Source organism: Ignatzschineria rhizosphaerae (assembly GCF_022655595.1).
Classification (GTDB): Bacteria; Pseudomonadota; Gammaproteobacteria; order Cardiobacteriales; family Wohlfahrtiimonadaceae; genus Ignatzschineria; species Ignatzschineria rhizosphaerae.
Genome location: NZ_CP093379.1, coordinates 1 through 14,597, shown reverse-complemented (window position 1 = coordinate 14,597; position 14,597 = coordinate 1). Strand labels below are relative to the sequence as shown.

Genomic DNA, 14,597 nt, shown 5'->3' with positions numbered 1-14,597 from the left:
AAATTAGAATTCAAAGTCTAAAAATAAAAATCCTATTCAATTTGAATAGGATTTTTTTATTATAGGGATAATAAAGCTATACTGAGCGCTACCCTTCTTATATTCCAGCTTTATTAAAATCATCTCTATCATGAAATATCATTATTATTCCTTAAGATCCAAAGCGTTCCTTATTTTTTCCTCAATAAAAATATTGGGTTTAATCCTAGCGATTCTGCTGCCACAACACGTTTATGCGGAATCTGAAATTTATAGGTCTATTAATTATAATTATCAACAATCATCTAAAAACACCCCTCAAAATCCCCCATACACTCCTTCTTTTAATATAGAAGCCCCACCTCAAGGTAGTGATACCCCATCTTCAAAATCGAGATCCCAATCAAGTATTCAAAACAACGATTCTCATATTGGCATAAAAGGTAAAAAAGATATTGGTAATGGCACGGCGATTATTTATCAATTAGAACTAGGCAATGAAAAATGATAGACATTAAAAGGTTAACTTGTATGAAAAAAACAACAACCCTCTATTCTTTCCTCTTTTTTCTACTAAAACTTCCTTTTTCATTCACATTTATTAGAAATAATTTCGTGAAATTTTCCATTTTTCAAAAAAATGAGACATTTTAGATGATTATTTTTTATACACTCTTTTCTTTATAGAGATTTGCAATTGACAATTTTTACATTCACTTAATAGCCGACAAAAAGAGAGCCAATAAGAATTTATAAAAAATAAATAAAAACCACCGCCATCAAATAAAAATAAAAATAAAAATATATTTACATAAAATGTATCATTAATACAAAGACTTAGTTGCAGAAATGATAAAAACTCGCTTTAATACACTTCATGAATGACGCCTTGTCATATCAAGTTTTATTTCACGTGAATACCATTCACACTTAGGAGAAATTATTATGATGAAGAAAAGTATTTTTGCAGTAGCAGTTGCTTCAGCACTTACTTTCGGTGCAGCGCAAGCTGAAACAGTTCTCTACGGTTCTATCCGTTACGACTACGAAAACGCAAAAACAAGCCATGTAGTAAGAAATGACTATACATATGATGGCAAAGCATACACAAGCTATGATTTCAGAAGCAAACGTCTTTCAAACCTAGAAGATGCTGGTTCACGTATCGGTATCACAGGTTCTGAAGACTTAGGTAACAATAATGCTGTAATCTATAACATTGAAATTGGTTTCAATGGTATGTCACAAAGTGGAACTGGTGGCAACCATATCCGTAAATCAATGCTTGGCCTTACAGGTGATTGGGGTACGTTTGCAGCAGGTCGTATGGACAACCCATTCTGGCAAACAATAGTAGAACATACAGTACTTGATGACTTTAATGGTTCAAATGTAATTTCAGCTGCGACACAACGTGCAATGACTTCAGCTCTTAACGGTTTATCATTAGCAAGCACAAAAGTAAATGCTAAAACAGGTCTTTATGATGACTTAGAAGGTGATATGACAATTAATACTGCAGCACACACTCGTGTTGGTAAAGTAATTGCTTATATTACTCCTGAATTTGCGGGCTTCCAAGCAAGTGCAGCGCTTATGATGGATAAAAACCTCTACAATGATTTAGGATATCGCTATACTTCTTCAAATTTTGTAGTAGGTAAAAACCAACAAAAAACGATCGACCTTTGGACAATCAACGCAAGCTATAACTATGATTTAGGCGCTAACGGTGCAATCATTGCTAAAGCAGGTTACATCAATGGTAAATTAGCAGATAACAACTCATCAAAAATGTGGGGTCTTTCTTTAGGTTACTACTCTGATGCATTCAAAGTAACTGCTGCATATGCAAACGGTAACCATACTCCACAAAATAGCTCATGGAACCAAACTGTAGGTTATAGCAAAGATAAGTACAACGGTTGGGATATCGGTGCAAGCTTCTCATTCGGACCTAACTACTTCAGCACAATCCGTGCAGCGTATGGTCAGAACGAAATCAAGCAAAACTCACGCGGTAACTACTGGGCTGGTAACTACTACGAAGGTGGTAAAGATAAAGTTAAATCATGGGCAGTTGGTTTTGAACAAAAACTTTCAACTCGTACACGTGCTTGGGTTGAGTATGGTTCAGAAGAAACTACTTACAACCAACGTAACATCAACAAGAAGAAAGATGATGTATTCTCAATCGGTATGCGTCACGACTTCTAATTTAAAACTAGATCTTGATCTAGTCTAAAAGTTAGTAAGTAATAAAAAGCTTAGTTAAATTTTAACTAAGCTTTTTTTATACCTGTAAAATAGATATCTAATAATCAATACTATATCAATAAGCGATATCAATCTCCTACCTCAAGAAGATATTGAAATTCCTCCCTAGAACCCCTATGTTATAATTCATAAAACTAAAAATATCACTTCAAGTTTTTTTATAAATCCATTTCACAATTAAATGCTTCTATTAAATACCTATAGATTAAATGCAGGAGAGATTGAATGAACAAAACAATTGCTGTTATTGGTGCCGGATCATGGGGAACAGCACTCGCTATTCATCTTGCGGCAAAACACTCGGTCAATCTTTGGAGTCACAACAAAGAACACGTTGCAGAAATGCGCGCCTTAAGATTAAACGAACGCTTTTTACCGGAGACCCCCTTTCCTGATTCTATCTCACTTTTTGAAGACTTTAATGAAACGGTGATAAACGCAGATATTATTTTAATCGCAACACCTTCTACGGCTTTTAACGAGATGCTGCAAAAGCTCCAAAAACTTCAACTCCCTAAACTTCCACCAGTTGTCTCTGCAACAAAGGGTTTAGATCATTCAACTAATGGTTTCTTAAGTGATACCTTTTACCAAACATTCCCTAATGCTAACTTTACGGTTTTATCAGGTCCAAGCTTTGCCAAAGAGGTCGCTAAACTTTATCCGACAGCTATCGCAATTGCTGGAAAAAATGAACTGGAATTAGAAGCGGTCATTCCCTATTTTCATCACGATAATATGAGAGTTTATGGCAATCTTGATATCAAAGGAGTTCAGTTAGCTGGCGCTTATAAAAATGTCATTGCAATAGCGACAGGGATTTCAGATGGATTAGGATTTGGTGCTAATGCCCGGGCTGCACTTATCACCCGAGGGCTAGCAGAGATGACTCGCCTTGGAATTGCTTTACAAGGCGATCCTGAGACATTTAAGGGGCTTGCAGGGCTTGGAGATCTTGTTTTAACAGCAACCGACAACCAATCTCGTAATAGACGCTTTGGGCTCTATCTAGGACAAGGTCTTAAAACTAATGAAGCCTTTGAAGAAGTTGGACAAGTAGTAGAAGGCGCAAATATTGTCAAAAATATTTATGAGCTTGGAGAAACGATGGGGATTGATCTCCCTATAGCCCAGCAAGTTTATAAAATCCTTCATAAAAATGTTTTACCGAACACCTCTTTAAGACAACTATTATCGCGAGAGCAAAAAATAGAATAAACGAAAATATTCATTAGACTAAAAAAGCCCCATAAAAAAAGCGTATCTTATTAAAGACACGCTTTTTATTTTTTATACCGTGAAGAGATCTATACCTTCACTAAAAAACACCTTATTTATAACGTGTTTTTGTAAAATATTTGTCAAATTGTGCTTGAGTTGCAAGAGCGATGCTTTTTGCTTCATTTGCAGTTCTTAATGCTTCATCTGCTTTTGCTTCGATATTTTGTGTTGAGCAACCTACTGCGATTGAACCAAGCACAACTAATGCTGAAACTTTTACTAAGTTTTTCATTATATTATTCCTTAAAAATAAATTAAAATAGTTAGAGATTTTTTTATACTAACTAACCTATTAATTAGTTAGTCTCGCTTATTTTGTACTTTTTATCAGCAAAAAGCAAGATCCCTCCACGAGTATAGTTAATCTTCTATCCCCTATAAAATAATTATCAACTAACTGTTTTTAAATTATTTTTATAATAGTTCGCAATTTTAGTATTGCTTATGCCAAAAAATGGTTATAATTATCTCTTTGTTTGCATTGAGAGATTAAGCGCCATGCGCAATCAACTTACACTTGTTTTCAAGGTCATTGGGATTTTTGTCACAAGTTTTAGCTTTACCTATTTAATTCCCATCGTTATCTCTTATATCTATAATGATGGACAAGCAAAGTATTTCTTTATCACCTTCCTAATTACCCTTATTCTAGGGCTATCTCTTTGGCTTCCCTTTCGTAAAACCCACGGGAATCTTAAAACTCGAGATGGCTTTTTAATTGTCTCTCTATTCTGGACAAGTTTAAGTTGCATTAGCTCTTTACCCCTCATCATCTCTCCGGCAGTTGAGCTCCCTATCATTCATGCTTTTTTTGAAGCAACATCAGGGTTTACCACAACTGGCGCAACAGTTTTAAAAAATCTTCAAGATCTTCCTAAATCAATTCTCTGGTATCGAACCCAACTGCATTTCTTTGGTGGGATGGGAATCATTATCTTGGCCGTTGCCATCATGCCTCTTTTAGGAATGGGGGGAATGGCGCTCTTTAAAGTAGAAGTATCTGGCCCTATTAAAGAGGATAAACTCACCCCCCGGATCGCACAAACCGCTAGAAATCTCTGGTCTGTCTATCTACTTCTTTTAATGGCATGTATCTTCGTTTATTATATGGGCGGAATGGATCTATTTGATGCAATTACTCACGGATTTACCACTGTAGCAACGGCAGGTTTCTCAAATTATGATGATAGCCTTGGTCATTTTAATAGTAAATTTATAGATATTGCGGCTATTATTTTTATGTTCATTAGCTCTATCAACTTTACGACCCACTTTCTAGCATTTAGACAAAAAAATGCCAAGCTCTACTTTGAAAGTACTGAGCTAAAAGCATTCTTTGCAATTTGTCTTTCTGCCATTATTCTTGTTGCTATCGGACTTTATCACTTCAATGTATTTGATTCGATCGGAGATATTATTTTAGAGGCTAGTTTTGCCGTTATTTCGATGATAACAACCACAGGACTCACGATTTCTAACTTTAGTGAATGGCCGAGCTATATCCCTATTCTTATCGTCTTTATTACCTTTATTGGCGGATGCTCGGGATCTACTGCTGGTGGGATGAAAGTTATCCGAATTATCCTTTTAACAAAACAAGCCATGCGTGAGGTTAAATTATTAATTCACCCGCATGGCAAGTTCCCTATTCGCCTCAATAAACGAGTTGTACATAACGATATATTAGGAAGCGTTTGGGCATTTTTAGGGATTTATGCCTTTTCCACAGCAATCTTAACGCTTATTATGACGGCCTTTGACCTCTCCCCATTAGATGCGTTTTCTGCAGTTGCAGCTTGCTTAAATATCACAGGTCCTGGGCTTGGCGTTGTCGCTAGTAACTATGGCGAGCTCCCATCTGGCGCACTCTCTATGCTAATGTTTACAATGATCCTAGGCAGATTGGAGATTTTTACACTCTTCGTCTTAATCACCCCTAGTTTTTGGCGAAACTAAAACTCCCTTTTTACAAAAAAAATTAACAATTTTTATAGGTTGCTATATAAATCAATCTTCTTTACAATTATTTTACAGTAAATTTCTCATCATTTACAATAGACGTCATATAATTTTAAACATCTTAAGCAAATTTATATAAAAAGTATTAAAATCATAAAGTAATATATAAGTATTATATTAATACTTTATAAGTAAAATACTTTATTGTTTAATTAAAGAGATAACTAGTTGAATTTTATGACATAGATAGATTTCACTAACAACAATTAACGAGGCTTTAAAATATGACATCAGCTAAAGTTCTATTTATTGATGATGATGCGGAATTACAAACGCTTATTCCTGAAATTTTAAAATATGAAGGTTTTGATATTAGTGTGGGTGCTAATGGAATCGAATGTTTAGAGTTTCTAGAACATACAACACCAGACCTCATTATTTTAGATGTAATGATGCCTAAAATGAATGGTTGGGATACGCTTAAAGAGATTCGTAAAATTCACCCAAACCTCCCTGTGATTATGCTCTCAGCAAAAGGTGATAGCATTGATCGAGTTCTAGGATTAGAACTAGGTGCCGATGACTATATCTCTAAACCTTTTGATGATAGAGAATTAGTTGCTCGTATCCGCACTCGTTTGCGTCTACAAAACCAAGTTCCAGAATCAACAGGCGATGAGCAAGAAAAATCGACCTTAATTGAAATGCATGGTTTATCATTAAATCAGGCACAATTTCAGGCGAATTTTAAAGGTATGCCCATCAACCTCACAAGTACTGAGTTTGCAATCCTTTACTACATGGCTGCGCGTAGTGGAGAAACCATTAGTCGTGATGAGCTTAGTAAGAATGTCTTAGGAAAACGTCACCAAACATTTGACCGTGTTATAGACATGCACCTTAGTAATATTCGTAAAAAATTACCACCTAGAGAAGATGACTTGCCTTGGTTTAAAACCGTTCATGGCTTAGGTTATCTCTTCTTAGAGTAATGCTATTATTTCATGATATGATGAGCTATTAATATAATACTCTCATATCATGAATCAATCATAGTGCTAAGACTAAGGACCCTATGAAGAAGCGAATCCAATTATTTAACAGATTAAGTGTTCGAGTCTTTATTACCATTTGGATTAGCATGGCTTTAATGATCTCCTTAACACTCTTAATCCCAAGATTTGATCAAAGAAGAATTCTCCCTACCCCAGAAAAAGAGCGTGTATTCTATACGACGAAAGTCAGCAATATGCTCTTTAGCATGCCGACTAATCGATATTTAGATTATAAAGATGATACCGAGCTTATCGTGATTCCCGATGATATCTCTGAGCGCTATAATGCCATTCATCAACTCTCTGATGAAGCTATCATCAACTTTATAGTTAGCACGTTACCTTCAGATAAAGTCTACCAACAAGAACTTGATAATCGTGAGATTATTGGCCCTGTACGCTTTAATCTTGACCCGAGTGCTTACTATCTTAGCGTCAAAGCACTGCCACAATCCTACTATCTCAATCGATTTTATGATGCACCAACACTCATTTTTATCTTAATGCTACTTATTAGCCTCCCTTTTGCAGGAGTTTTAAGTTGGTCACTCTCCATTCCGATGAAAAATCTTCGTAAAGCGACCGAACGCATTAGTAAAGGAGATTGGAGTACGGATAAATATTTAGAGTCTAGAGGTCCTATCGAATATCGCTATCTTGCTAGAAGTTTAAATCATATGATTGACTCATTAAATGCCGCTCGTAATGAAAAAAACCGACTCTTTGCCAATCTTTCGCACGAATTAAGAACGCCTTTAACCCGTATTCAATTGGCCAATAGCCTGATCCGAATTAAAAATATTTCAGAAGTTGAAAATGAAGTAAAACGCATTAATGATAATTTACTGTTGGTTGAAGATCGTATTCAAGCTATGCTCGCACTTTCTAAACAGACAATGCTTAATCAAGATCTTGTAGAGACCTTTGAATTAAGCGATCTACTCTCCCCTTTACTGAGCGATGCAGCTTTTGAAGCAATTGAAAATAACAAAGAACTGATCTTTGATACGATCCCAAATGTTACAATTGAGGTGAATGCAGAACTATTTCATAGTGGCTTAGAAAATATTATTCGTAATGCTATTCATTACGCTAAATCTAAAATTGTCGTTAGCACAGAGATCATCAACCAAAGACTCTCAATTAATGTCCACGATGATGGCCCTGGTGTATTAGAAAAAGACCTTCCTCAAATTTTTGAACCCTTCTACCGAGGAGATCGCCCTGAAGGTTTCCAAGATTATGGTGGTTCAGGCCTTGGGCTCGCCATTGTGAGTCAAATGGTACAATCTCATCGAGGTACTGTTAACGCCAAAAATGATAACGGGCTTTCGATCACGATAGAGATCCCTCTCACGCAAATTCATCTAGATGCCGCAGACCACTAAGTCAAAGCATTAAGTCAACATTAATTGATCACCATTCATTTAAATCAAAAAGGGACTTCTTTAATAAGAAGTCCCTTTTTAAATCCATAATTACTTCTACATCCCACAATATCTTCGCTAAGCAATGGAAAGTGAAATAGCTTTATCCAATCAATAGAACCAGATCTTTTTGTCACCCGCATTAGCTCTCGATTAATAAGTGTTTCTCTTTATTTTACGGATTTTTCTCAATAACTGACCATATCCCGACTAAAGGCTTTGCCTGCCAAAATGAAGCTCCATAAAGCTGATCATTGATATACATTCTAGCGAGCGTTCCATCTAAATAGAGCGCATTTTGACACTGTAACTGCTCTTTAAAATAACTTGCAAACTCATAAAAGTTCACACGATCTTCTGTGACAACAAAGATGACTTTCTTACCATTTTCAATGGTACAAACCCCACTTCGAATCCGAAGACTATCAGATTTTGGAAGAAAATGCGGATTATACTCCCCATCAATTAAGAGCATAGGGCCTGATTGTACAGCGTCCTGAATCGTTTGATAATCCCCTTGATATCGCAGGTGAAATGTATCGGTATCAGCAATATATGCGCGATTGTCTGTTGTTAAATAAAAAACACCATTAGGCAACAAGGCAAAGTTTCCCTGCCCTTTATTAAACTTCACCAAATTAAGAGGATTTAATACTTTTCTATTTTCAATATAAAGACCTAGCGGCGTATACTCTTTCGTATAAATGCCGGAGTTAATAGCAAATATTAGTGATTGATCACGCTGACGGATCTTGCTATTAAAATTATTAATTGACCCATAACGCACCTTATTTTCAGCATCTAACCAATGCTGTGAAAGCGTTAACTGCTCTAAAGACAACCTAGCTTCCACATAGCGATGATGCTGATAACGCCGCTCAATAAGCTCTAATCCTTGATGAACTTCTTTTGCCGAGGCGCTCCCTAAGATAGATAGTAAAAGAGAGATTAAAACCATTGAATATAGAAAAATCAGAGTCACTTGCGATCTACAAGTGCTCTGATTTTTTAACGTTTGATTGCCTTTAAATTGCAAACAGCTTTTCATCAATGTCATCTCAATAGTATTCATAATGATCATATTATACTACTGACAAAGTTGAGGTTCATCTAAATCTGAAGCGTACGAAGCAATTCTTTCATAAGTTTTGGATGAGCAATCACAATATTACCGCTAGATTCCACATCTTCACTACCACGATAATCAGTCACTAAAAAACCCGCTTCTTTCGCGATTAACTGTACCGCTTTTAGCGTGCAAACATCAAAACCTGCCGCATAATAAGCCGAGTATTGCCCCTTAATTACTAATGCACTATCTTTAGCAAAATCCCCTAAAATACGCTGCACTTTAGTCGCACGAATCATCTTTGTAAAACGTGTGATCTCATCTTCTTTCGCTGTAACGGCTGTTAAAACAGAAGCATTTTCGATTTTACCATCACTTTTACCAATACGAACACGCTGCTCCTCATCTTCAGAAAGGACGCCTAAGCCTTTTGACGCCTCAGCAACGATTTTATCAGCCACACCATCATAAATAACAGCAGACTGAAGCTCTCCATCCATCTCTAAAGCAATTGTGATAGAAAAATGAGGGCTACCAATACGGAAGTTTTCAGCACCACTAACACCTATAAACCAAGAGAAACGCTGACTATTTACTAAACCAGAGTGGTAATTTGCATAAAAAGAATGATCCGGATAGAGTTTTAAAAGGTTTTCGATTAACTCCCCTTCGATCTTCTCGTAAAACTGCACAAACAAATCATCATCGGCACGCTGTTCAGGGCTCAAACGATCTAAACGATAATAGATTGAACGAATAGTACGACCAGACTCGATCGCAACTTGCTTTGCAACTTGGGTAAATGAACTCATGAATCTCTCTTCAGTTTTTAAAGATATAAGGATAGCGATCCATCGCTACCACAGAAAAACGGCATTGCCTGATGCGGCGTTGCATAAATAGAACCATATTGTACCGCATCATCCTTCAAAATCGTATGCATAAATATTTTTTCTTCAAAAGAAAAACGCCCGATTGCTGAAAACCCCCAGCAATCGGGCATTTTTATATAATATCATCACTTAAATATAAAGATTTATCGATCTGGCGATCCTAACAGCTCTTCTTCCCTTTGATCTGTTGGTGCAGCTATATTCTCTTCAGAATTTTTTTCCTCACGTTTTTTAGGGTTCTTCATGGGAAAAGCGATAATAAACCATAAAACTAATAATCCAGCACCAAGTAATAATACTGGCATTGAAGTGAAGTAACCAAAAATCACACTAGCCAACATTCCACCAATTGAAGCGCCTAAGAACTGACTTGAAGAGAAGAACCCCATAACCATTCCTCTATTATGAGTAGGCGCAAGGCGGCTCATCAAAGAGGGCTGCATTGCTTCCATGGTATTAAATCCCCAAAAGAAAATTGTCATATAAAGTAGTAATGCCCAATAACCATTAACAAAAACTAGCGCTATTAAAGCGATTACTAGTGCTGCAATTGCCGCTAAAAAGAAGATTCTAAATTGTCTAAATCGCTCTGCAATCCCCACCCCTGGAAACATTAAAAAAATAGCCAGAAGAAAACTTGGCACATAAATTTTCCAAGACTCTTTCGGTAAATATCCTTGCGCTTCTAATATCCACGGGAAAATTGTAAATCCTAAAGTTAAAATAAGATGCAACATAAAAGCCCCTAAATAGAGACGATTAATATCGCTATCTGACCAAGCTTCTTTAATCGCGACCTTTAAAGGTAAACGGCTACTTTTATTGGCTTTATGCTGATCACTCTTAGGAAGCTGCATTAACGTCACATAAATCGCAATGACACCCAAAATTGCACATAGCAAGAAGATTCCAGTTCCTCCAAAAAAACCAAAAATTACCGGAGAAATAAAGATCGCAATACCAAAGGTTAAACCAATACTAACACCAATAAGTGCCATCGTTTTCCCACGAATCTCTTCCCTGACAACATCACTTGTAAAGGCTAATACCACCGCAGAAACGGCGCCAGCGCCTTGAATGACTCGCCCTAAAATTGCAATATAGATACTGTCGGTGAAGGCGATCATTAAACTTCCAACTACAAAAAGCCCCATTCCTATCGTAATGGTAATTTTCCGCCCAAAATAGTCAGAAAGTGAGCCAAAAAGAGGCTGAAGAATAATCTGAGTCAATGCATAACTACTAATAAACAGCCCCGCCAAAATCGGTGTTGAGCCTAATAATTCTTTAGTATAAAGAGAGTAGATCGGTAAGATAATAAAAATACCTAGCATCCGAATTGAGAATAGCCCTGCTAATCTCGCACTTAATCCCCAATCTGATTTTGACATTTTATGCAGCGCTTTCGCATCCTGCATCGTTTTATCCCCAAGATCATTGGGGGATTCGTGAGACTGTTTAACACTTTCTTGCATGATGATTACTCCGCATCTTTTAACGCTAATAACTCTTGATAAAGCTCGTTCTTAGCTCTGCCCGTCACTTTATGAAGGATCAAAGAGATCTGCTTTAATGGTAATTTTTCTGCTATTAATACTTGTAATAATTGTGAAAAGTCTAATCCTGATGAATCTTCTTCTTCTCTCTTTTCAACACCCGATGTCACAACCACAAACTCTCCCCGAACTTCCCCCTCGTTCGCTTGATAATGTTCGTGTAACTCTTTTGCGGTGCCGTAACGATAATCTTCAAACCGTTTTGTCATTTCTCGTCCCACAAAAATCGCTCGAGATTCTCCAAAAATCTCTTGCAAGTCCTCTAACATCGCCACAATTCGATGGCTAGACTCATAAAATATTTGTGTATGTGTCACATGACTTAATTTTGATAGCTCTGTTCGTCTTTGCCCTTTTTTGGAAGGTAAAAACCCAATAAAGGTAAAACGATCAGTCGGAATACCGGCCACAGATAGCGCCGTAATAATAGCGCTAACCCCTGGTATAGGAACCACAGAAAATCCTTCTTCTCGCAAAGAGCGCACTACCGTAAATCCGGGATCTGAAATTAAAGGCGTCCCCGCATCTGAGATAATCGCAACCGACTCTCCTTTTGCGAGAAAGTCTTTAATCTTTTCTACACGGCTCATCTCATTATGTTCATGAAGAGAGATTAAAGGAGATGAAATACCAAAGTGGACTAATAACCGAGCAGATACTCTTGTATCTTCAGCAAATATTGCACTAACCGATCCTAAGACTTCCACCGCTCGCGGCGTCATATCTTGAAGGTTTCCTATAGGGGTTGCGATAACGTAACAAGTTGACATCAATCTACTCTTCATCCATCTTGAAAGGAGTCAGTATAACAAGAGAATGCTCAAATGACGAACCACAAAATGATCGGTAATATTGGGGAAGAAATTGCTTGTAACTATCTTCAAAAGCAAGGATGCACAATCCTTCAACAAAACGTCTACTCCCGCTTTGGCGAGATTGATATCATTGCTGAAAAAGAGAATATTTTACTCTTTATTGAAGTGAAATATCGTAAAAATGAATATTTCGCCCTAGCTGCCGAATCTATCACCCCACAAAAGCAAAAAAAAATGCGTTTAACAATTGAAACCTATCTGCAAAAGCACCCCACCAATAAAGCTTTACGTATTGATCTTGTAACAGTAGTCGGCAATAGCCCTTACAAAATTGAATGGATTAAAAATATCTTTTAAATCTCTCATAAAGGGAAATAGAAGGAGGAGAAAAACCTTTCATTTAATTTGTGAGCACAAGATTGTAGAGTGAAATAGTTTCAAAACAGAGTGATTTAAATGCCGGCGCATCCGCTATTAACAATAAGAAATAGGCTCTATCCGGCATCCTGCAAACACTGTTTAAGACGTACCTTTATAGGTTTATATAGCTATTACGCATTAAATTCCAATACAAGCCGAAAAAGGTTTAAAACTGCTGGCACGTAATTTCAAAAAATATGCAAGCGTTCGACCCAGCTGCTCATCAACCTTTTTAGGAGAATGACTCACTAATAAATTTTGACCTCTGATTTTATTTGAAAATAGCGATACAAAGCGGGAGGGAATGTTTCGCCTACTTTCTAAAATTCTGCTTCAGCTGTTTAAAACTTGCCTTTCTTAAACCGATTTTACTATAAAAGAAAAAAGAGAAACGATCGTTTCTCTTTTTGAATCCTCTTTTTACTAATCCATTAAAGCTAATTGGCAATAACCCCAAACAGACTAAACTAATAAGGAAGCTTTGATCGCTTCAAAATCTCGTTTTAAACGGATATTAGTCTCTAACTCTTCAGAGATCTTATCAAATGCATGCATAACCGTTGAGTGATCTCGTGAAAACTCTCGCCCAATCTCTGGTAAGCTATGATCTGTCAGTACCCGCGCAATATACATTGCAAGCTGGCGCGGTCTAACAATATTGGCCTTACGGGATTTACCTAAAATCTCACTCATATCAAGATCAAAATAACTTGCCACCGTTCGCTGAATATTCGCTAAAGTGATCTGACGATCTTGTATCTCCACTAAGTGACGAAGTGCTTCTTGCGCAATATCTAATGTTAATGGCAATCCTTTAAATGACGCCATTGCATTAACCTGCTTTAAAGCCCCTTCAAGCTCACGAACGTTCGCGCGGACAGTCTCCCCAATAAAGAATTTTGTATCTTTTGGAAGATCAACTCCCCAAGCCTCTGCTTTTTGCTCCAAAATCGCAACACGATGCTCAAAATCAGGTGGCTTAATATCTACCGTTAATCCTGAAGCAAAACGTGATTTTAAACGCTCTTCCATCGCTTCAAGCTCTTTAGGATATCTATCACAGGTTAAAATCACCTGATGCCCACCATCTAAAAGCGTATTAAAAGTATGGAAGAAGACCTCTTGTGATCCGCCTTTACCTGATAATAACTGAATATCATCAATCAACAATGCATCAAGCGTGCGATAGAAATGTCGCAGTTCATTAATTGTATTATTACGCATACTACGAACAATATCTTCAATAAACCCATCACAATGTTGGTAAATTAAGCGTGCATCTGGGTATTGCTCTTTGATGGCATTACCCACTGCGTGCATTAAATGCGTTTTACCAAGACCTGTATTTCCGTAGATAAAGAGTGGATTATGAGATGTCCCTGGATTTTTTGATACTTGCGCACAAGCAGCTAACGCAAACTGGTTTGATTTCCCTTCAACGAAATTATCAAAGCTAAAATCAGGATTTAAATTACTCGTTTCAATTGATTGCTCTCGAATTGAATCTTTAGTAATCGTTCTTGCACGACCGGTCTTACGGCTCGTACGCTTGATTTGTTTTTTAACTTGATGATCTTCATAGTCTGATTCAGTTCCTAAACCATAGCGAACCTCAAGATCTAAACCACTTTCATCAATAATCGTATTTTCTAATAATGTCTTAAACTTAGTTTGAACGCCTCTAAGAACAATCTCATTTGCCGCCAGAACCATGACATGATCTTCTTTAAAGACCACCTCAAGCGGCGAAATCCACATACTGAACTCTTCTTCTGACATCTCAGCAGCAAGTATTTCCAGGCAATTTTCCCAACTAAATTTCATCATAAATGTAAGACTCTAAATTCTAAAAATCGGTAAAGGTTC

The 14,597-nt window shown here is 36.9% G+C and carries 13 protein-coding genes; 7 read left to right on the top strand and 6 right to left on the bottom strand.

Annotated elements, in window-relative coordinates; translation table 11 throughout:
• Nucleotides 1–130 precede the first annotated feature (130 nt).
• From MMG00_RS00065 to MMG00_RS00055, 3 genes are all read left to right on the top strand, one after another.
• Nucleotides 131–487, top strand: coding sequence for a hypothetical protein (locus tag MMG00_RS00065; protein ID WP_242149671.1), 357 nt, complete (start codon nucleotides 131–133; stop codon nucleotides 485–487).
• A 437-nt stretch (nucleotides 488–924) separates the two neighbouring features.
• Entirely contained in the window at nucleotides 925–2,196 is a 1,272-nt protein-coding gene (locus MMG00_RS00060) for a porin (protein WP_242149667.1), read from the top strand.
• Nucleotides 2,197–2,481: 285 nt separating this feature from the next.
• The gene (locus tag MMG00_RS00055; protein WP_242149664.1) at nucleotides 2,482–3,474 is read left to right on the top strand and encodes an NAD(P)H-dependent glycerol-3-phosphate dehydrogenase; all 993 of its coding nucleotides are present in this window, start codon (nucleotides 2,482–2,484) and stop codon (nucleotides 3,472–3,474) included.
• Between the two features lie 112 nt (nucleotides 3,475–3,586).
• Here the strand turns inward: MMG00_RS00055 and MMG00_RS00050 are convergent, their stop codons facing one another.
• Nucleotides 3,587–3,769, bottom strand: a complete 183-nt coding sequence (locus tag MMG00_RS00050) for a hypothetical protein (RefSeq protein WP_242149660.1) — start codon at nucleotides 3,767–3,769, stop codon at nucleotides 3,587–3,589.
• 266 nt (nucleotides 3,770–4,035) lie between these two features.
• Here MMG00_RS00050 and MMG00_RS00045 point away from each other — a divergent pair, with 266 nt between their 5' ends.
• The 3 genes from MMG00_RS00045 (at nucleotide 4,036) to MMG00_RS00035 (ending at nucleotide 7,939) form a co-directional block, all read left to right on the top strand.
• Nucleotides 4,036–5,493, top strand: a complete 1,458-nt coding sequence (locus MMG00_RS00045) for a potassium transporter TrkG (RefSeq protein ID WP_242149657.1) — start codon at nucleotides 4,036–4,038, stop codon at nucleotides 5,491–5,493.
• Between the two features lie 287 nt (nucleotides 5,494–5,780).
• The gene (locus MMG00_RS00040) at nucleotides 5,781–6,488 is read left to right on the top strand and encodes a response regulator (RefSeq protein WP_242149653.1); all 708 of its coding nucleotides are present in this window, start codon (nucleotides 5,781–5,783) and stop codon (nucleotides 6,486–6,488) included.
• Nucleotides 6,489–6,571: 83 nt separating this feature from the next.
• Nucleotides 6,572–7,939, top strand: coding sequence for an ATP-binding protein (locus tag MMG00_RS00035; RefSeq protein WP_242149650.1), 1,368 nt, complete (start codon nucleotides 6,572–6,574; stop codon nucleotides 7,937–7,939).
• Nucleotides 7,940–8,153: 214 nt separating this feature from the next.
• Here MMG00_RS00035 and MMG00_RS00030 read toward each other — a convergent pair whose 3' ends face one another.
• The 4 genes from MMG00_RS00030 to rsmI form a co-directional block, all read right to left on the bottom strand.
• Complete coding sequence (locus MMG00_RS00030) at nucleotides 8,154–9,050, bottom strand: phosphodiester glycosidase family protein (RefSeq protein WP_242149647.1); 897 nt, start codon at nucleotides 9,048–9,050, stop codon at nucleotides 8,154–8,156.
• Between the two features lie 38 nt (nucleotides 9,051–9,088).
• Nucleotides 9,089–9,859, bottom strand: coding sequence for an inositol monophosphatase family protein (locus MMG00_RS00025; RefSeq protein WP_242149644.1), 771 nt, complete (start codon nucleotides 9,857–9,859; stop codon nucleotides 9,089–9,091).
• 224 nt (nucleotides 9,860–10,083) lie between these two features.
• On the bottom strand, nucleotides 10,084–11,415 hold the full coding sequence (locus MMG00_RS00020) for an MFS transporter (protein WP_242149641.1): 1,332 nt from the start codon (nucleotides 11,413–11,415) through the stop codon (nucleotides 10,084–10,086).
• A 5-nt stretch (nucleotides 11,416–11,420) separates the two neighbouring features.
• Nucleotides 11,421–12,266 carry a 16S rRNA (cytidine(1402)-2'-O)-methyltransferase gene (gene rsmI / locus MMG00_RS00015; protein WP_242149637.1) on the bottom strand — a complete coding sequence of 282 codons (846 nt, stop codon included), beginning with the start codon at nucleotides 12,264–12,266 and terminating at the stop codon, nucleotides 11,421–11,423.
• Nucleotides 12,267–12,320: 54 nt separating this feature from the next.
• Between rsmI and MMG00_RS00010 the strand changes: the two genes are divergently transcribed.
• A complete protein-coding gene (locus MMG00_RS00010; RefSeq protein ID WP_242149634.1) occupies nucleotides 12,321–12,668 on the top strand; it encodes a YraN family protein in 348 nt (115 codons plus the stop codon).
• Nucleotides 12,669–13,193: 525 nt separating this feature from the next.
• Here MMG00_RS00010 and dnaA read toward each other — a convergent pair.
• Nucleotides 13,194–14,558: a chromosomal replication initiator protein DnaA gene (gene dnaA / locus MMG00_RS00005; RefSeq protein WP_242149630.1), complete on the bottom strand. Its 1,365-nt coding sequence runs from the start codon at nucleotides 14,556–14,558 to the stop codon at nucleotides 13,194–13,196.
• Nucleotides 14,559–14,597: the final 39 nt, after the last annotated feature.